The organism is Streptomyces sp. NPDC002125 (assembly GCF_053593715.1).
Genome location: NZ_JBSFDD010000006.1, coordinates 114118 through 131843, shown reverse-complemented (window position 1 = coordinate 131843; position 17726 = coordinate 114118). Strand labels below are relative to the sequence as shown.

The 17726-nt window shown below is 69.0% G+C and carries 19 protein-coding genes, 1 tRNA gene and 3 pseudogenes; 10 read left to right on the top strand and 13 right to left on the bottom strand.

Annotated features, from left to right (window positions below):
• Positions 1-250 precede the first annotated feature (250 nt).
• On the bottom strand, positions 251-985 hold the full coding sequence (locus ACWCQM_RS13160) for an ABC transporter permease (RefSeq protein ID WP_450915381.1): 735 nt from the start codon (positions 983-985) through the stop codon (positions 251-253).
• A 486-nt stretch (positions 986-1471) separates the two neighbouring features.
• Here ACWCQM_RS13160 and ACWCQM_RS13155 point away from each other — a divergent pair, with 486 nt between their 5' ends.
• From ACWCQM_RS13155 to ACWCQM_RS13140, 4 genes are all read left to right on the top strand, one after another.
• Positions 1472-2116 carry an HNH endonuclease family protein gene (locus ACWCQM_RS13155; RefSeq protein WP_450915380.1) on the top strand — a complete coding sequence of 215 codons (645 nt, stop codon included), beginning with the start codon at positions 1472-1474 and terminating at the stop codon, positions 2114-2116.
• A gap of 123 nt (positions 2117-2239) precedes the next feature.
• Positions 2240-3916, top strand: a complete 1677-nt coding sequence (locus tag ACWCQM_RS13150; RefSeq protein WP_450915379.1) for an alkaline phosphatase D family protein — start codon at positions 2240-2242, stop codon at positions 3914-3916.
• Between the two features lie 113 nt (positions 3917-4029).
• Positions 4030-4488: a DoxX family protein gene (locus ACWCQM_RS13145; protein WP_450915378.1), complete on the top strand. Its 459-nt coding sequence runs from the start codon at positions 4030-4032 to the stop codon at positions 4486-4488.
• 195 nt (positions 4489-4683) lie between these two features.
• Complete coding sequence (locus tag ACWCQM_RS13140) at positions 4684-5352, top strand: DedA family protein (protein ID WP_450915377.1); 669 nt, start codon at positions 4684-4686, stop codon at positions 5350-5352.
• A gap of 27 nt (positions 5353-5379) precedes the next feature.
• Here the strand turns inward: ACWCQM_RS13140 and ACWCQM_RS13135 are convergent, their stop codons facing one another.
• The 5 genes from ACWCQM_RS13135 to ACWCQM_RS13115 all read right to left on the bottom strand — a co-directional run bounded on the left by ACWCQM_RS13135 (position 5380) and on the right by ACWCQM_RS13115 (position 8166).
• Positions 5380-5604 carry a DUF2277 domain-containing protein gene (locus tag ACWCQM_RS13135; RefSeq protein ID WP_450915376.1) on the bottom strand — a complete coding sequence of 75 codons (225 nt, stop codon included), beginning with the start codon at positions 5602-5604 and terminating at the stop codon, positions 5380-5382.
• A 44-nt stretch (positions 5605-5648) separates the two neighbouring features.
• The gene (locus tag ACWCQM_RS13130) at positions 5649-7001 is read right to left on the bottom strand and encodes a DUF1254 domain-containing protein (RefSeq protein ID WP_450915375.1); all 1353 of its coding nucleotides are present in this window, start codon (positions 6999-7001) and stop codon (positions 5649-5651) included.
• Between the two features lie 22 nt (positions 7002-7023).
• Positions 7024-7467 carry a DUF7144 family membrane protein gene (locus tag ACWCQM_RS13125; protein WP_450915374.1) on the bottom strand — a complete coding sequence of 148 codons (444 nt, stop codon included), beginning with the start codon at positions 7465-7467 and terminating at the stop codon, positions 7024-7026.
• Positions 7468-7600: 133 nt separating this feature from the next.
• Positions 7601-7945, bottom strand: a complete 345-nt coding sequence (locus ACWCQM_RS13120; RefSeq protein WP_450915373.1) for a hypothetical protein — start codon at positions 7943-7945, stop codon at positions 7601-7603.
• Between the two features lie 5 nt (positions 7946-7950).
• Entirely contained in the window at positions 7951-8166 is a 216-nt protein-coding gene (locus ACWCQM_RS13115) for a hypothetical protein (RefSeq protein ID WP_450915372.1), read from the bottom strand.
• A 109-nt stretch (positions 8167-8275) separates the two neighbouring features.
• Between ACWCQM_RS13115 and ACWCQM_RS13110 the strand changes: the two genes are divergently transcribed.
• From ACWCQM_RS13110 to ACWCQM_RS13100, 3 genes are all read left to right on the top strand, one after another.
• Entirely contained in the window at positions 8276-8872 is a 597-nt protein-coding gene (locus tag ACWCQM_RS13110; RefSeq protein WP_450915371.1) for a flavoprotein, read from the top strand.
• A gap of 41 nt (positions 8873-8913) precedes the next feature.
• The gene (locus ACWCQM_RS13105; protein WP_450915370.1) at positions 8914-9459 is read left to right on the top strand and encodes an MOSC domain-containing protein; all 546 of its coding nucleotides are present in this window, start codon (positions 8914-8916) and stop codon (positions 9457-9459) included.
• 178 nt (positions 9460-9637) lie between these two features.
• Positions 9638-10216 carry a dihydrofolate reductase family protein gene (locus ACWCQM_RS13100; RefSeq protein WP_450915369.1) on the top strand — a complete coding sequence of 193 codons (579 nt, stop codon included), beginning with the start codon at positions 9638-9640 and terminating at the stop codon, positions 10214-10216.
• A 107-nt stretch (positions 10217-10323) separates the two neighbouring features.
• Here ACWCQM_RS13100 and ACWCQM_RS13095 read toward each other — a convergent pair whose 3' ends face one another.
• The 3 genes from ACWCQM_RS13095 to ACWCQM_RS13085 form a co-directional block, all read right to left on the bottom strand.
• Positions 10324-10758: a hypothetical protein gene (locus ACWCQM_RS13095; protein ID WP_450915368.1), complete on the bottom strand. Its 435-nt coding sequence runs from the start codon at positions 10756-10758 to the stop codon at positions 10324-10326.
• A gap of 224 nt (positions 10759-10982) precedes the next feature.
• Positions 10983-11354, bottom strand: a complete 372-nt coding sequence (locus tag ACWCQM_RS13090) for a hypothetical protein (protein ID WP_450915367.1) — start codon at positions 11352-11354, stop codon at positions 10983-10985.
• 371 nt (positions 11355-11725) lie between these two features.
• On the bottom strand, positions 11726-12790 hold the full coding sequence (locus ACWCQM_RS13085) for an HNH endonuclease (protein ID WP_450915366.1): 1065 nt from the start codon (positions 12788-12790) through the stop codon (positions 11726-11728).
• A gap of 329 nt (positions 12791-13119) precedes the next feature.
• Here ACWCQM_RS13085 and ACWCQM_RS13080 point away from each other — a divergent pair, with 329 nt between their 5' ends.
• Both ACWCQM_RS13080 and ACWCQM_RS13075 read left to right on the top strand, forming a co-directional pair.
• Positions 13120-14307 (top strand): AAA family ATPase, encoded by a 1188-nt coding sequence (locus tag ACWCQM_RS13080; RefSeq protein WP_450915365.1) that lies wholly within the window; start codon positions 13120-13122, stop codon positions 14305-14307.
• 3 nt (positions 14308-14310) lie between these two features.
• Positions 14311-14913, top strand: a complete 603-nt coding sequence (locus ACWCQM_RS13075) for a hypothetical protein (RefSeq protein WP_450915364.1) — start codon at positions 14311-14313, stop codon at positions 14911-14913.
• Positions 14914-15479: 566 nt separating this feature from the next.
• Here ACWCQM_RS13075 and ACWCQM_RS13070 read toward each other — a convergent pair.
• From ACWCQM_RS13070 to ACWCQM_RS13060, 3 genes and pseudogenes are all read right to left on the bottom strand, one after another.
• The gene (locus tag ACWCQM_RS13070; RefSeq protein WP_450915363.1) at positions 15480-16145 is read right to left on the bottom strand and encodes a YdcF family protein; all 666 of its coding nucleotides are present in this window, start codon (positions 16143-16145) and stop codon (positions 15480-15482) included.
• Positions 16142-16315: pseudogene (locus ACWCQM_RS13065) on the bottom strand (UTRA domain-containing protein); the annotation flags it as partial. The pseudogene ACWCQM_RS13065 and the gene ACWCQM_RS13070, both read right to left, overlap by 4 nt.
• Positions 16316-16460: 145 nt before the next feature.
• Positions 16461-17018, bottom strand: a pseudogene (locus ACWCQM_RS13060) (GntR family transcriptional regulator); the annotation flags it as partial.
• Between ACWCQM_RS13060 and ACWCQM_RS13055 the strand changes: the two are divergent.
• Positions 17012-17467, top strand: a pseudogene (locus ACWCQM_RS13055) (tyrosine-type recombinase/integrase); the annotation flags it as partial. The pseudogenes ACWCQM_RS13060 and ACWCQM_RS13055 overlap by 7 nt on opposite strands.
• A 68-nt stretch (positions 17468-17535) precedes the next feature.
• Here ACWCQM_RS13055 and ACWCQM_RS13050 read toward each other — a convergent pair.
• Positions 17536-17610 (bottom strand) — tRNA-Val (locus tag ACWCQM_RS13050).
• Between the last annotated feature and the right edge of the window lie 116 nt (positions 17611-17726).

Here is a 17726-nt window from a genome sequence, read left to right as displayed (position 1 = left end):
ACGGTGAGCGGGACCCCGCACCCCTGACGAGCCCACCGGGCCCGCCTCGGCACACGGGCCGGGCCCGGACCCGCTCCCGGTGACTGGCACCCCGCCGCGGCCCGCTCCGTGGACGGCTCCCCCGGCCCGGATCGCTCCCGGTGACGGCACCCCGCCCGGACCCGCTCCTGGTACGGCTCCCCGCCCCGGATCGCTCCCGGTGCGGCAGCCCCTCCCCCGCTGGCACCCCGTGCGGCAACCCCTCCCCCGCTCACTCCCGGTGCAGCAGCCCCCGCGCGACCAGCTCCAGCACCAGCGCGACGGCCACCGCCTGTACGGCTATCAGCGCGACCAGGACGAAGAGTTGCACCGCGCCCGCCTCCACCGGTGAGGCACCGCCGAGCAGCATGCCCACGAAGGCGCCTGGCAGGGTGACCAGCCCCACCGTCCGGGTCTGGTCGAGCCCGGGCAGCAGCGCGTCCGACGCGGCGGGGCGGGCGATCTCCAGCCGGGCGTCCCGGTCGAGCAGGCCGAGCGCCATCCCGGCCTCCACCTCCCCGCGCCGGGTGGCGAGTTCGTCCAGCGCGCGCCGCCCGCCGAGCACCGTCGCGGTGAGCGCGCCCCCGATGAGGATGCCCGTGACCGGGATCAGCGCGATGCCGCGCACCGGGATGAGCCCCGTGAGCAGCAGCGTCACGACCACGGGCACCACCCCCGCGCCGATCGGCAGCCCGGTCCACCACCAGGTGCGGTTCCCGGTGATCCGCCGCCCCGCGGTGCGCACCGCGACCGCGAACATCAGAGCCAGGAAGCCCAGCAGCGGCCCCAGGGAGCGCACCACCCAGCCGATGAGCAGGGAGACGACGGCCAGTTGGACCGCCGCCCGCACCCCGGCGACGGCGATCTCGCGGGATCTGCCGAGCGAGGCCCACGCCGCGACGGCGGCGGCGAAGACCAGCAGGACGGCGAGGACGACGCCGAGCGTGGGAGTGACCGGAAGCAGCACCCGGCCACCCTAGGACCTCGCGTGGCACCCCAGGGCCCCGGTGCGGGCCGCCGAGCCGGAGAGCGCGAGCGCTTCCCCGTACGGCCGTCGGGCCTCAGCGCCGCGAGCCCCCCGTGCGCCCCGTACGCCCCGCCGAGCCGGAGCGCACCGCCCGGTTACCCCGTGCCGCCGGTCGGGCCGGAGCGCACCGCCCATGCCCCGTACGGCCGGTCGAGCCGGAGCGCACCGCCCATGCCCCGTACGGCCGGTCGAGCCGGAGCGCACCGCCCGTGCCTCGCGTGCAGCCGCCGACCCGGCACACCGTCAGTTCCCCTGTTCGAACACGCTTCGGACGGGACGTCAGACCTAGCGCCCTACCCCTTGATGTGACGTGCGCATGTCGTCACTCTGTTACCTGGCGACCACCCCACCGAAACCCGGCGCCGCCACGATGGCCTGGCTCCACAGGTCGCCCGCCCGACGTCCCCCCACATCAAGGGAGTTCGAATGTCCGGTATCTACGCGCGTCGCATAGCCGTCGTGGCCGCCTCGGCCGCACTCGCCGCAACCACCGGTCTCCTCACGGCCCCGACCGCCCAGGCCGCGATGCCCACCCCGGTCTCCGCCTCGACGGCCCGCACCTATCTGAGCCAGCTCACCGTCTCCACCGAGGGCTCGTCGAGCGGCTACAGCCGCGACATGTTCCCGCACTGGATCACGCAGTCGGGCGCCTGCAACACCCGCGAGGTCGTGCTGAAGCGCGACGGCACCGGCGTCGTCCAGGACTCCGCCTGCGCCGCGACCAGCGGCAGCTGGTACTCGCAGTACGACGGCGCGACCTGGACCGCCGCGTCCGACCTGGACATCGACCACATGGTCCCGCTCGCCGAGGCCTGGCGCTCCGGGGCGAGCAGCTGGACCACCGCGAAGCGTCAGTCCTTCGCCAACGACCTGACCCGCCCTCAGCTCATCGCGGTCACCGACAACGTCAACCAGTCCAAGAGCGACCAGGACCCGGGCGAGTGGCTGCCGTCGCGCACGGCCTACCGCTGCACCTACGCACGCGCCTGGGTGCACGTGAAGCACTACTACGGCCTCAGCGTCGACTCGACCGAGAAGAGCGCCCTGCAGTCCGTCCTGAACGGCTGCTGAACCCGCCCGCCCGTCCGCGCCCCGGGCCCCTGAGCCCGGGGCGCCCGGCGGAACCGGCCCACTCCCCTCGCGCGTTCCGTACCCTACGGAGCCATCGGTCACGGCGACACGAGGAGGGCACACATGGCCGGGCTACGCCTGGGACCACTGCTGAGGTACGTCGACTGGGAGACCGGCTCCCGGGCGACGGTCTGGGTGGAGGCGTCCAGGCCCTGCACCGCGGAGGTCCGCTGCGCGGACGGGGCGGCGGGCACCTCCCCCACCTTCGCCGTCCAGGGACACCACTACGCCCTGGTGGTGGTGACCGGCCTGACCCCCGGCTCCACCACGCCCTACGAGGTGCTGCTCGACGGGCGCAAGGTCTGGCCGCCCGAGGAGTCCCCCTTCCCGCCGAGCACCATCACGACCCCCGTGCTTCCGGTGCCGGAGGAGGCGGGCCCGGTCCGGGTCGCCTTCGGCTCCTGCCGCTGGGCGGCCCCTCCGGCCCATGGGCACGACCCCATCGGCCCCGACGCGCTCGACGCCCTGGCCACCCGCCTCGCGGCGGACCCCGAGGCCGTACGCCCGGACGTCCTCCTGCTCCTGGGCGACCAGGTGTACGCGGACGAGACCTCGCAGGCCACCCAGCGCAGGCTCGCGACCCGCCGCGATCTCGACGAGGCCCCCGGGGCGGAGGTCGCGGACTACGAGGAGTACACCCATCTCTACGACGAGTCCTGGCGCGACCCGGACGTACGCTGGCTGCTCTCCACGGTCCCCAGCTGCATGATCTTCGACGATCACGACGTGATCGACGACTGGAACACCAGCGATGCCTGGCTCCGGGACATGCGGGCCCTGCCCTGGTGGCACGAGCGGATCGTCAGCGGGCTCATGTCGTACTGGGTCTACCAGCACATCGGCAACCTCTCCCCCGACACCCTGGAGACCGACCCGCTCTACGCGGCGGTGCGGGCCGTCCCCGACGCCACCGAGACCCTGCGCCGCCACGCGGCGGCGGCCGACGCCGACCCCACGCTCACCCGGTGGAGCTATCGGCGTGTTTTCGGCCGAGTACGGGTGATGATGGTCGACACCCGCGCGGCGCGGGTCCTGGACGAGCAGCGGCGGTCGATGCTCCGCGACAGCGAGGCCCGATGGCTGCGCGAGCAGATACTCGACGACCCCGGGTCCTACGACCATCTGCTGATCGGCACCTCGCTGCCCTGGCTGCTGCCACCCCTCATACACGACGGGGAGTCGTGGAACGCCTCGCTGTGCCGGGGCGAGCGCGGCGAGCGCTGGGCGCGCCTCGGCGAGAAGATCCGGCGGGCCGGTGACCTGGAGCATTGGGCCGCGTTCCCCGATTCCTTCCGCCGGCTGACGGAGCTCCTGAGGGAGGCGGGCCGGGGGCCGGACGCACCCGCGACGGTATGCGTGCTCTCGGGCGATGTGCACCATGCGTACATCGCCGAGCCCCGGTGGACCACTTCCACCCCGGACGACGCTCCCGCCTCACGCGTACTGCAACTGACCTGCTCTCCCGTCCACAACTCCGTCCCCGGATACATGCGCGCGGGCTTCCGCTTCGGCTGGAGCCGTCCGGGCCGTTGGCTGGGGCGCGCGCTGGCGCGCCACGGGCGGACCGGAGCCCCGCCGATGCGCTGGCGCAGGACCGGCGGACCCTGGTTCGGCAATCAGCTGATGACCCTCACACTGCGCGGCCGAAAAGCCTCACTGACATTGGTTCAGGCCAGAGCCAGACCCGAAGGAGCACAGCTGGAGACCGTTATGGAGCGTTCACTCACCTCGAACGACTGATCGATTTTCAGCCAGTCGACAGAATGTTGAACTTGCAAGTAATAATGAGGCCAACCTAACCTTGAGGGCTCCCGATCGGTTCACGTCCCCAGACCGAAGGAGCCCCACTCTCCATGTCCATACGTCTGAACCGGGCCCAGCCGTACGCACTCGGCCTCTTCCGAGTCGTCATCGGCTTCCTCTTCGCCTGCCACGGCGCCGCCTCGCTCTTCGGAGTCCTCGGCGGCGCCATGGGCGGCGGCACCGTCCCCGCCGGCACCTGGCCCGGCTGGTACGCGGCGGTGATCCAGCTCGTCGGCGGCGCCCTCGTCGCTCTCGGCCTGGGCACCCGCATCGCCGCCTTCGTCGCCTCCGGCTCCATGGCCTACGCGTACTTCAAGGTCCACCAGCCCGAGTCGCTGTTCCCCCTGCAGAACGGCGGCGAGGCCTCGGCCGTCTTCTGCTGGGCCTTCCTGCTCCTGGTCTTCACCGGCCCCGGCGCCCTGGCCCTCGACCGGCTGTTCTCGTCGCGCGAGGGCGCCGTACGTGAGGACGAGCCCTCCCGCGAACAGGCCAGAACCGTCTCGGTCTGACCACCCCGCACCCCGCGCCCCGGCCCCCCTTCCCTACGAGGGGTGCCGGGGCGTACGTGACCTCCACAACATCCCCGGGCCGGCGGCGAATACCTGGTGAACGGCAGGCGTACGCTGTACAGCTGGCCCTGCCGCTCCTGCCGCTCCCCTGCGACGTCGCGGCCTTGAGACGGAACACGGAACGGGGAGTCGAACGTGCTGGAGAGTGTGGGTGCGCTGACCGGCAGCCCATGGATCTACGCGGTGGTCGCCCTCTCCGTACTCCTGGACGTCTTCCTGCCCGTGCTTCCCAGCGGTGTTCTGGTGATCACCGCCGCCACCGCCGCGGCCGCGAGCACGACGACGGTCACCGCGGCGGCCGGAGAGGCCACCCGGCACGTGCCCTCCCTCCTCGTACTGACGCTCTGCGCGGCGACCGCCTCGGTCCTCGGCGACCTCGTCGCCTACCGCCTCGCCTGGCGCGGCGGCGACCGCCTCGACCGGGCCATCGCACGCTCCCGCCGCCTCACCACCGCGCAGGAGCGCCTCGGCGCGGCGCTGAGCCGTGGCGGAGGCGCCCTCGTCGTCGTCGCGCGCTTCGCCCCGGCAGGCCGCTCCGTCGTCTCCCTGGGCGCGGGCGCCGCTCACCGCAAGGTGAAGGAGTTCCTCCCCTGGTCGGCCGTCGCGGGTGTGGCCTGGGCGGTCTACAGCGTGGGTCTCGGCTACTTCGGCGGCCAGTGGCTGGGCGCGAGCTGGCTGGGCACGGCGGTCTCGGTCCTCGCCCTGTTCCTGGCGGGCGCCCTCGCGGCACTCGTCGTCCGCCGCCCGTCCCCGACGGTCGCGGCGACGGGGACGGCAACGGCCGGCGTCACGGCCGGGCACTGAGACGGGACACCGGGACCCAGCACCGGCTCACGCCCGGGCGGCGGCGCCCCGTATCTCCAGGCCGTCCAGCAGCCGGTGGGTCGCGTCGGCGATCTCGGCCACGGCGCGGTCGAAGACCTCCTGGTTGTGCGCGGCGGGCGCGCGGAAGCCCGACACCTTGCGCACGTACTGCAGGGCGGCGGCTCGCATCTCCTCCTCGGTGGCCTCGTCGGGGATGGCTGGCGGACGAAGGGTCTTGATACTGCGGCACATGGCTCCAGTGTGCGACGCACCACTGACAACGCGCCCCCGGGAAGCTACGCGTCCAGCCGCTCGACCGGCGGAATGACGAAACTCCCGTCGAGAACGGCCTGGTCAGGCAGGTGGAGCCGCATCACGGGCCGGAAGCGGCCGAGCGGCACGGGGACCCAGTTCGCCGCCCCCTCGGCGTCCGGCGGCCGCCGCGCGGACAGATGGAGCGTCAGCGATCCGTCGTCGCCGTGGACGAGCCCGGGCGTACGGTCCCCGACCGCGTGACGGTCCTCCCCGTGCGCGACCAGATGGCCGCCGGGGATGTCGTACGCGGTCACGGACCAGAAGGCCCGGACCGGTGGCGGCTGCGCGAGGCGGAGGACGTAGCGGTGGGCCCCGTCCAGCGACCGCCCCCGGGAGTCGCGCGACGTGTGGGCGTACACCGCCTCGTATCCGTGTGGAAGCCAGTGCCCCCGCCTCGCCGCCACCGCCCTGACCAGGTACGACGCCTCCCGGTCCGGGATCTGCCACTCCGGTGAGCCGAGCGCGCCGACGCCGAAGTGGTCCAGGTTGTAGTCGCGCAGGTGCGGCTCGGCGTGCCAGGCACCCGGGGTGGCTCCCGCCACCGCGCCGGGGCGCCTGGCCGCCTCCTCGACCCGCAGCCTGCCCAGCGCGAGGCCCCGCGTCAGTGCGCGTACGAGGCCGGGGCGTGGCGACACGTACGGCGAGAGCCCCTCCTCCAGGAGCCCCAGCGGCTGGAACCGGTCCTGGTAGGCGCGATCGGCGGGGGCGGGCGGGAAGTCGCCCATCCACACCCGGAGCTCCTCGAAGAACCGCAGCTCACCCGGCACCCCGGATTCGGTCGCCGGCAGTCCGGTGCGGTGGGCCCGGTCGCCCAGATGCGTGAGCGTGAGCTCCTGCTGGAGCGCCCTGACGCGGGCCAGGTCCCCGGGTCCGTCGCACGCGATGCGGCCGAAGACGGAGACGACCGAGGTGGGCGCGTCGATCACCCCCGACACCACGTCGGGCACGGTGCCCGCCCAGCCCGGCGGCACGATCATCCAGTCGCCCTCGCCGGTGCCGGTGCCCCTCGGGCCGAGATAGGCGAAGGCGTTGCTCCACGCGTCCACGAACTGGAGCACGTAGTACGCCCCGCCGGTGTCGGGCACATGCAGCCTGACCGGTCCGCCGGAGAGATCGAGTTGCGCAAGCGCGTCCACGAGGTCGGCCGGGGCGAACGGGACGTGCGCGCCGGGTGTCGCCGGCCCCTCGGCGTGCGCGAAATCGTTGAAGGGCGCCGGAGCCAGCGGTCCGAAACCCTCCTGGAGGCAGGCCTGGACGCCCGAAAGCCTGCGGACGAGCGGCGAGCCGTACACGTACGCGTCGGCGGCCAGCGCCGTCGCCGCGTCGTGCCCCATGCCGCCTCGCCCCGGGCTCACGTCAGATGACCGGCTTCGCCCGGTGGGCGCACAGGGCCCAGATCACGAAGGTGTCGAGCGCGATGGAGATGATCGCCCACACCGGCTGGTAGGGCAGCCAGACGAAGTTCGCGATCAGGTTCAGCGCCGCCAGCACGATGCCCACGCCCCAGGCCCAGGCCGAGCCCTTGAGGATGCCCCAGCCGACGAACACCAGGATCACCCCGAGGACCAGGTGGATCCATCCCCAGGCGGTGACGTCGAACTTGAACGTGTAGTCGTTGATGCGCGTGTAGACCTCGTCGGAGGCGATGCCCGCGATCCCCTTGACGATGGCGAGGATGCCGTCGACGAGGAGCAGGACCCCCGCGAACATCACCCCGCTCGCGGCCCAGGGGCCTCCGGGGTCGGTGGTGGAGGGACGCGAGGGGCGAGAGGGGCCGGGTGCGGGTGCTGACTGGGCCATGGGGTTCCTCCACTCGACGGACACGCGACGAACGCTGGACAGACGACCCGCGTCGCTGCGGGCAGATCCGACCATGTGCGACGACCTCGCCGGCCACGACCCGGAGGTACCCGTTCGGGTGACTCCGCCCCCTTCAGGGCGCTCCCACGGTGACGACCTGCCCCTGTGCGTCGACGGTGAGGACGACGCGCTCCACCGTGTTGGTCAGCGCCAGGACCGCCCACACCACGCCCCACGCGAAGCACGAGAAGACGGTGAGGAACGCGTGCAGGACATGGTTGACCGGCTGCCCGCGCACCAGCACGGCCTGGCTCCCGGACCGGGACTCCACCCGCCATCCGGCCGCGACCCGCTGACTCACCACCCAGTCGAGGATCAGGCCCCGCTGGGCGGCATCGGGGGCGCCTCCGGTCGCCCCGTAGTAGCCGGGGGGAGGTTCGAGTGACGCCTCGCGCCGGTGTGCTCCACGACGCCTCACGGGGCTCACCTCCAGGTGTCGAGGTCTCCGCCCCGCCACTCGATCAACTCCGGCCGGTCCAGATCGATCTCTTCGGCCCCCTCGGCGAGCCCGGCCCGCCGCAGGAACAAGGCCACGTCCCCGCGCCCGTGCGCGAGCCCGACGATCTGCCCCCGCACGGTCACCCTCCGGCCCCCGGTCGTCGAGGGCGGATACACGATCACAGGTGGATGTCCGGACATGCCTCCACGGTCCCCCGTGCCTCGCCGGACCGCATCCCGGAGCCCGGGGACGGCTGTCGGGGCCGCGATCGGCGGCAGGGCACCGCTCGTCCCCTCCTAGGGTGACGGCATGAACACGTCCGGACGGAACGGAGACACGGTGAGCGCGGGCGATCGCAGGGTACTGAGCGTGGTCGGAGCGGCGACGGACGGCATCGAGCAGCTGCGTACCGGCCTGGTCGGGCCGGCCATCGGCCTGGGCTGGCAGGTGTCCGTGACGCTCACGCCCACCGCGGGCCGCTGGCTGAGGGCCAGCGGTGAACTGGACCGCCTGGAGACGCTGACCGGCCTCCCCGTGCGGGACACGCCCCGACTGCCGTCCGAGCCGCGCCCGCACCCCGTGGCCGACTGCCACGTCGTCGCCCCGGCGAGCGCCAACTACGTGGCGAAGCTCGCGACGGGCATCGCCGACAACCAGGCGCTGACACAGGTGAGCGAAGCGCTGGGCACGACCGGCGTCCCGGTGGTGCTGTTCCCCCGTGTCAACGCGGCCCACGCACGGCACCCGGCCTGGCCGGGCCACATCGAGGCGCTGCGCGCGGCGGACGTGAAGCTGGTGTACGGAGCCGATGTCTGGCCCCTGCTCGAACCGCGCCAGGGCCCCGCGGACCGGGACCTCCCCTGGCCGTCGATCCTCGCGGAACTCGCCGCACTGGCACTTCCCTAGGATGGCCGCGCGTATACGCGTACCAGCAGACGGGGTGGGACATGACCGGCCGGATCACAGCGGTGAGCAGCAACGGGACGTACAGCTTCAGCAAGCCCACCCGCGCGTCCATCACCCTGCTGGCCGGCCTGGGCGTCGAGGGTGACGTCCACGCGGGCGAGACGATCCGCCACCAGTTCCGCATGACCTACGAACCGGACCTGCCCAACCTGCGCCAGGTCCACCTGATGCACGAGGAGCTCTTCGACGAACTGGCCCTCAAGGGCTTCACGGTCTCCGCCGGCCGGCTGGGCGAGAACATCACCACCCGGGGCATCGACCTGCTCGGCCTCCCCACGGGCACGCTGCTGCACCTCGGCGAGGAGGCGGTGGTGGGGGTGACGGGCCTCCGCAACCCGTGCGCGAAGATCAACGACTTCCAGCAGGGCCTGCTCGGCGAGGTCTTCGAGATCGACCCCGTCTCGGGCGACTTCACGTTCAAGAGCGGCATCATGTCCGTGGTCCGCCACGGCGGCGAGGTCCGCCCGCACGACCCCATCACCGTCGAACTCCCGGCAGGCCCGCACCGTCCGCTGGAACGGGTGTGAGACGGAGGGACCGACGAGGGCCGGCGCCCTCGCGCCCGGTCCCGTACCCGAGGCGACCCCGCTGACGGCCTCGCCGTGTCTCCGGCCGCGCCGCCCCCGCGCCTCTTAACGTGGCAAGGCCCCTGGGGCCACATCCGGGGCGTCCGGCACGCGATCGACCGCACTCAGGGAGAGCACCATGGCTGCCACCTACACGTTCGACGTCTTCTCCAGCCTGGACGGCTTCGGCGCCGCCGGCGGGGACTGGACGGGCTACTGGGGCAAGCAGGGCCCTGAGCTCCTCGCCCACCGGCTCGCTCTGTACGCCGAGGACCAGCGCATGGTGCTCGGGGCGAACACCTACCGGGCGTTCGCGGAGATGCTGGCGGCGAGCACCGAGGACTCGGATGTGCGCGACCCGTGGGTCACCCGCATGAGGAGTCTGCCGGCAACGGTGGTGTCGACCACGCTGGACGGCGCCCTCGACTGGCCGGACGCGACGATCGCGAGCGGCGACGCCGTCGATGTCGTCGCCCGGCTGAAGCAGGAGTCGGATGTGCCGTTGCGCTCGCACGGCAGCCTGTCCATGAACCGGGCGCTGATGGCCGCAGGCCTGGTAGACCGTGTTCAGGTAACGCTCTTCCCGGTGATCACCGGGCGGACCGGACTGGACCCGATCTTCCAGGGAGCGGCCGACTTCGACCTCGAACTGATCGAATCCCGAACGCTGGACGACCACATCCAGGAGCTCGTCTACCGACCCACCCTGCACGCCTGAGCGGAGGCGACGACCCCCGCGTCCTCGCCCGCCTGAGCAGACGAGACCCCGGCGTCCTGCCCGGCTTCAGGGCGAGGACGCCGGCCCGCTTCCGAGCCGGTGGCCGATCAGGCTTCGGGACAGAGTGTCTTGCGCAGCCCGATGTTGATGTGGCTTCCGTCGTCATCGGTCAACGTGACCCCGTCGTACGAGAACCGCTCCGCGGCAGAGCGGTTCGGGTCGGCCGCACCGCCGTCGAGGGCCGCGCACTGGTTGCGGGCGGCGTCGATGGCCTTGTCCTCGTCGCGGATGAGGTTGCCGTTGACATCGAGAATGGCCGCGAGGACGGCGGATCTCTTGTCGCCGGTGGGCTCGTCCGGCAGCGCGGCACTCTCGGCGCCGTCACCGCTGTCCGCGGACTCCGACGGTTCGGGGCTGTCCGCGGACTTCGACGGCTGGGGCGAGGCGACCTCGATGGTGTCGGGCTTGCTCTCCTCGCTGCTGCAGCCGACGACGGTGAAGGCGAGCACGGCGGCGACGGCCGCAGCGGTACGGATACGCATGGTTCCCCCCTGGGAATGATGTGAGTGGGGAAATCATGCGGCCGACGGGCTGCTGTGACGTCACCGGTGACAGAGCCGTGACGGGCTGCGGACGCACCTGAAGCGATCACTGCTGACGCCTCCCCACGATTCCCGGGCGAAGCGCCACAGACAAGGTGAGCGGGGTCAACACGGCACGCCCGTTTGGTCGTTGGCGGCTGAGCGGCAACGTCACCACATTGACGTCAGCGACTGGGCCGAGTCTCCGAGTGATGGACGTGCTCGCGGCCATCGTCGTCTTCGAACTCGACGGTGAACGGCATGCCCATGTCCTTCAGGGCTGCCAGAAGGCCAGCGATGCGGCCGGGGTCCACGAACCCGCTGAAGACCACGGGGTCCACCGGCAGCAGTTCAAGCGCGGCAAAGGTGCATTCGACCTCGAACTCGGTCCAGCTCGACCGACGGACACCCCAGCCGGCGGAGTGGAACATCTCGGCCGCGCGTTGAGCGTCGCCCATGGCCGTAAGGGATCCCCATACGTTGCTGCCACGGTCAACCTGCGCCAGCGCAGCGGCGTCGAGGCGTGGCCCGCCTGTCCCTCCGGAGGTGAAGTCCACGCTGGACGGTACCAGTCAGGGGTGAGCCCCCTCCGATGATCCGCAGGACGGGCCTGGTCATCCTGCTCTTCGACAGCGCGCGGAGAGGGAGCCGTGGGCGGGACGGATGCGCCGCAGCCCGTGGGGATGTGGCCCCTGTGTGGCCCCGATCATGGAAACGGCCCCCCGGTCCGGGTGGACCGAGGGGCCGGAACAGGCTCTCACCTGCTAGTTCCTACTGTGGGCGCGGACGGTTTCGAACCGCCGACATCTGCTTTGTAAGTTCGACCCGAGGTGGCTGAGCACCCTAACGGACTCCACTGCGGCTGCCGCCCCCGGCTCCCCACGGCCGCCGTGGTACGCCGACGTTGATGTCAGGAGTGGATGTCAGATCACGGATTCGGCATCTGCTCGTCAGCCGGCCTGCGCGGTCGCGACACAGCCACCGCGGCGCGCCTGTCGTTCGCATGCTTCTGCTCGATCGAGGTTCGCAGCTCCTCGGGGGTCGGCCATGGCGCGCTCCGATGGATCATGCGGTGACAGTTCGCGCAGATGAGGGCGAGATCACTGAGCTTGGTGTGCCCCTCCCCCGCTACATGGAGCGGAAGGACGTGATGGCACTCGATGTAGCCGGCACCACGGTCTCCGTAGATCTTCTCGAAGTCGAAGCCGCAAGCTTCACAAGCGAGCTGCCCCCCGCTCTTGAGGACGGAGGCGATCTTCTTCTTGCGCAGGCCCTTGTTCCGCTCGCGCGCCCTATGCCAGCGCATGAGTAGACGCCCCTCGGGCGCGCTGAAGTCGTCGCCGAACTCCTCTTCCTCAGTCGGCACAAAGGGCTGCAAGTCGCCGGTGGCGATGCCCTGCCGGATCAGCTTCGCGGCCTCGGTCATCTCCAGCGGCCGGGCAAGGAACTCGTGCAGCACCGCGACGTCCAGTGCGCCGCCGTTGGTGGGCTTCCCCTGGTACTCCGGGTGCCGAGTGGCGATGTCGAACGTCTTACGAGCGACCCCGTTGGGGTTACGGAACTTCTCGTTGCGGTCCGCCTCGGCGTGGATGGGAAGCAACTGGAGTAGGGCGGACAGCTCCACTACCCGGGCGTCCCCGACATCCAGCCCCTTCCAACCGTTCTCCATCACCAGCTGACAGGCAAGGATGATCTCGTCGCGAGCCCAGTCCGGGTTTTTGATGGCCTTGACCTGGAAGTCCACCCGCTTGAGCCACGCCACGGCGTGGTCCTTGCCGCCGCTGAACTCGTCCCGAGTGAGAGCCCGCCCCTGATCCCACTTGTGGGCCACCCCGGCGACGGCCTTGGAGTCGTACTCGCGCCCCTCATGCACCAGGACGTAGGACCGTGCCTCCCCGAAACCGTACTTCGCCAGGAAGGCGTCACGCCCCAACTCGTCGTGCTCCGCCAAGACCTTGAGCACGGACTCGCGCGTGATCGCTCCTCTTCGCATGGGAGGATCGTAGGGCCGAGCACTGACAACGTCCTCGGCTTTCGCGACACCGCCATGGCACACGACCTCTTCGTCCCGAAGCAACCGCAATACGAATGCCGCCCGCGGAGGGCGTGCCGCCCAGCTACGCCGATGGTCCGCAGGCGCCCGCTCTCGTGCGTCGAGGCTCGTCGGCGTTGTCACGCAGTTCGAACTCACCGGTTGCGGCTCCCCGTGAGATCAGCACACGTCGGCTCCGCGGTTCCGAGGCGACAGCCCAACAGCGAGCTCACAAGAGAGATAGCATTCGGGCGAGGAGTCTAGGAGTGGTTGCGCTAGGGGGTGCCTTCATGGCTGAAGTAGAAGAGGTCGCAGAACACGAACCTTTGGAGCGTAGGAGTATGCGCTTCACAAGTCTGCAAGTGGCGAACTGGAGGAACTTCACCAGTTTTTCGGTCGACCTGCGACAGAGAATGTTTTTGGTTGGCCCCAACGCCGCGGGCAAGTCTAACTTCTTGGACTGTTTCCGATTCCTGTCGGAGATTGTTTCGGTTGGTGGAGGCTTTGAGGCCGCCGTAGCAAAGCGGGGTGGCGTCAGCATGATCCGATCGTTCGCTGCACGAAGGTACCCGTCGGTTTCGCTTCGGGTCACTCTCGGGAACGATGCGGTCCCGGACGAGTGGAGCTATGAACTCAAATTCAAGCAGGACAACAACAGGCGTCCAATCGTGGAATCCGAGATTGTGCAGTACCGAGGGAAGGATCTATTGCGTCGACCTGACTCGGGCGATCGCGGGGACTCGGAACGCTTGCGCCAAACACATCTTGAGCAAGTCAACGTGAACAGAAAGTTTCGAATCGTTGCGGAATTCTTCGCCAGCCTGAGTTATATGCACATTGTTCCGCAACTGGTCCGCGAGCCGGACAGGTCCGTGGGTAAAAAGAATGACCCCTTCGGAGGTGATTTCCTCGAACAGATTGCCCGCACGCCAAAGGTAACTCGCGACGCCCGACTGAGGAAAATTGTAGACGCACTAAAAGTGGCCGTGCCGCAGCTGCAGAAACTGGAGCTAGAGGCCGACATTCGCGGAGTTCCGCACCTAAAGGGAAAGTATCAACACTGGCGCCCGAACGGCGCTTGGCAAACCGAGGACCACTTTTCGGATGGCACGCTGCGGCTCCTTGGTCTGCTGTGGGCGGTTGCCGATTCGCGAGGCCCGCTTCTACTTGAAGAGCCTGAGCTCTCACTACACCCTGAAGTGGTACGCCATATTCCTCAAATGTTCGCGAGGGTACAGAGGAAATCTTCGAGACAGATCCTCGTGAGCAGCCACTCTCCGGAAATTTTGAATGATTCAGGGATCGGCTCCGACGAAGTCCTAATGCTCGTTCCAGAGTCCGAGGGAACTGCGGTATCACGCCTATCGGATCGGGAAGAGATCCGCATCATGCGCGAGTCCGGTGTTCCACTGGGTGATATTTTGAAAGAGTACACGGCCCCGGAAGAGGCTGGGCAACTTAGCTTCTTCGTGGGGTGATCAGTGAACAGCGTCGTAATTGCCGTAGAGGGCATCTCCGACGAGGGTGCAGTCCGGTCCATATTGAAAGAATGCGGCCTCTCGGTAAGTATGGTGCAGGGAAAAAGTGGGAAGTCTTCCCTCCTTAAAAAATTGCATTCTTACAACCAGGCCGCAAAATTCATGCCCTGGTTTGTTCTCGTGGACATGGATGCGGTGGACGATTGCGTAGTTGCAAATGTGCAATCCTGGCTACCTGCCCCGGCCGATCTGATGGTCTTTCGGGTGGCGGTTGCAGAGCTCGAGTCTTGGCTGCTTGCAGATCGTGAGGCAATTGCAGATTTCCTAGGAGTATCAGTCAGTAAAGTACCCAGAAATCCCGACTCACTCCGAGACCCTAAACAGGAGATCATTAATCTCGCGCGAAAGTCGCGCCGGAGAGATATTCGTGAAGGCCTCGTCCCGAGACTCAATAGTGGTGCTTCCGTGGGGCCTACCTACGCCTCGGACATCCGAGAATTTGGCCTCACTTTGTGGCGCCCCAGAATCGCCGCTGCTGAATCGCCAAGCCTGGCGCGCTGTCTGCAGCGTGTCGAACAACTGGCAACGACTCTTGCGGGTCGCTAGGGGCGGCGGATGGGCGCGTAAGGGCTGGGACGTGTGACCTTAGCTTCACCAACCAGTTGAGCGGTCTATGCACCTGCCCGTTGAATTGTGGCGTTGGGGCCAAGGCCTACCCTGCCCCCTCGCCTCAGCCCACCACTCCCATCCCGTCCGCCTTCGACCCACACACCGTGGAGCGGGCGTGGTTCAGGGCGTCAAGGTGGAGCGCGCCACTGTACGAACGACCTTGACGCCCTGGGCCGCGACTGCTCGGCTCTGCCTGGGTCGAAGGTGGCCGGGATGGGAGCCCCACGACGCTCGCCCCGCTCCGGCCGGCACTCGCGAACGGTGCCCCGTCCATCCCGGAGTTTGAGCGCCCCCGCCGGAGGCATCGTCTTGAAGCCGCGGGCTTGGTTCTCGTCTCATGCCCAACGGGCCTACACAGCGGGCGCGCGTCGGCGGCGGCAGCGACGAGCGGGCCGAAGGCAGGAGCGCGGGAGCGGCCAGAGCCGGGAAGCGCGCCCGGCGGAGCGGAGCGCAGCCGGGTGCCTTGATGAGGTAGAGAAACCTGTAACAGCTCCCGGCGGCGATCAAGCAGAGGGCGAATCGGTGGCCAGGAGGCGGCTGGTGAAACCGGCTTGGCGGAGTCGCTGATACGCCTCGACTACGTCGGCAGGTACGGGCTGGCGGATCATGAATCCCTGATCCGGATAGATCATCAGACGCTGTAGTGCGCCCGTAAGCATGTCGATCACCAGGTGCGCGTCACCGATGGAGTCGACGTATTCGTCCAGAGTCATCGGCGTCGAAGCGCTGACGATCTCGACCTCGGGCCACAACTTGCGGGCAGTGGCGTATGCCCGCCGCTCCTCGTACGGCTTGCTAATCAACAGGACAGAAGCCACCTCGACGCCCCTCTTCTCCAGCACTTCTCGCGAGAGGCGGATGTTCTCACCCGTGTTGCGCGCCCTCGGCTCCACAAGAACAGCCGAGCTAGGAACACCCAACTCGAGTGCCCGTTCCCGGTAGTGGACTGCTTCGCCGCGGGGCATCCGCTCCCGGGTCGTGGGGCTCGTGGCTCCGGTAAAGAGTAGTAGCGGCACCAATCCCCGCTGATACAGGTCGGCCGACGTCTCCGCTACTCCCAGGTCATGGCTGCCGAGCCCAATGGCAACGGAGCAGGGGCGAAGAGCGTGGCCCATCTGGTGGTAGTCCCAAATGCGCCGAGCGTCGACCCAGTCCTGTGCAGAGATCACTGTTGGCCTTCCTTATCACTAGCGGAATCAGGCACCTGGAAGTCGTATTCCCAGGCGAATCGTGATGCCGCGTGCACCCCGATGGCGAACTCCACCACCGTGCCGTCAGCTGTGAACGTCGTCCGGTGCAGTTCAACAACTGGCTCTCCGGGCGGCAGCTGGAGAAGCCTGGACCCGACCGGCACCGGACGCAAACGCTGGACCATGCGCTGGAAGGCCGCACTCCAAGCCTTCGACATCACCTTCGACGGCCGGCTCACCGCCGGACGCCGCTGAACAAATCCGACTGAGTTCCACCGTTCGCTACACAGACCCCTCGTCCGGGGTGGCGGCCCGAGCGAAGATCCGTTCTCTCATGTGGTCGATCTCGTAACCGGCGTCGTAGAGCACGCGGAACCCTCCGCCCCGGCCGGCAGGCCCGGGAGTCGGGTCAACGATGCGGGTTCCCTCGACGTGTTCGGGCCGGTAGTAGCTCGTCAAGGTGTGGGTGGGCTGCTCGCCTTCCTTCACAAGCCGCGCCCGCGCGTACACATCGGCTCCTTCGGGCAGGCCGTGAGCTGCTGATACGGCGGGGGGAGCCTCCACACGGCTGACAGTTTGCGTCTGTTCGTTCCGGCGGTAGGCACGTCCACTCGCCACGCGATCCGCGATGAACGCCACTTCGTCGCCATCACGCCACTTGGCCTTGTCGTACCGAGCGATACCGAGTCGCTTGAGGGGAACCTGCTGGCGCACGACTGTGCCGTGACCACGGGACGAAGTGACCAAACCCTCTGCTTCGAGAGCCTTATAGGCGGCGTGGACGGTGGACTTGGAGCCCTCGCCCGCCTCCACAAGCTCCCGGATGTGCGGAAGCTGCTCGCCCGGAGCGTGTCCGCGGTGAGGCGTACGAGGACGATCCCAAGGGACGCCGCAGGAAGCAGACGCTGCCCCTGCCTGCCCTGTGCGTCGCTCCGCTCCGCTGGGAACGTCTGCGGCGAGCGGCCTTGCGTGAGGCTGCCGGTGATCAGTGGGAGGAGACCGGCTACGTCTTCACCACACGGACCGGTCGGCCAATCGAGCCCCGGAACCTGTACCGCTCGTTCACCCGGGTCGCCGCGAGCGCCGGACTCCGCGTCATCAGGCTCCATGACGCCCGGCACGGCTGCGCGACTCTGCTGACCGCGGCCGGCGTCCCGCCCCGCGTCGTGATGGAGATCCTCGGGCACAGTCAGATCGCGGTCACGATGAACATCTACGCCCACGTCGTCCAGGACACCCAGCGCGAGGCCGTGAGTCACCTGGACCGCATGCTGAAGCGGCAGCATCCCGACCGTGGATGACCAGGCCCGTTGATGTCAGAAGTAGATGTCAAAGGCCCCCAACCATGATCGGTTGGGGGCCTTTGCACTGGTGGGCGCGGACGGTTTCGAACCGCCGACATCTGCTTTGTAAGAGCAGCGCTCTACCCCTGAGCTACGCACCCGTGGATGAGGCAACAGGTTACATGGCCCACGCCCCCCGACGGCAATCCGGTTGTCCGGCCCGGCGCTCCCCCGCGTCCCGGGGGTGCGTCCGGGGTGCCTACGGGGGATAGCCCCA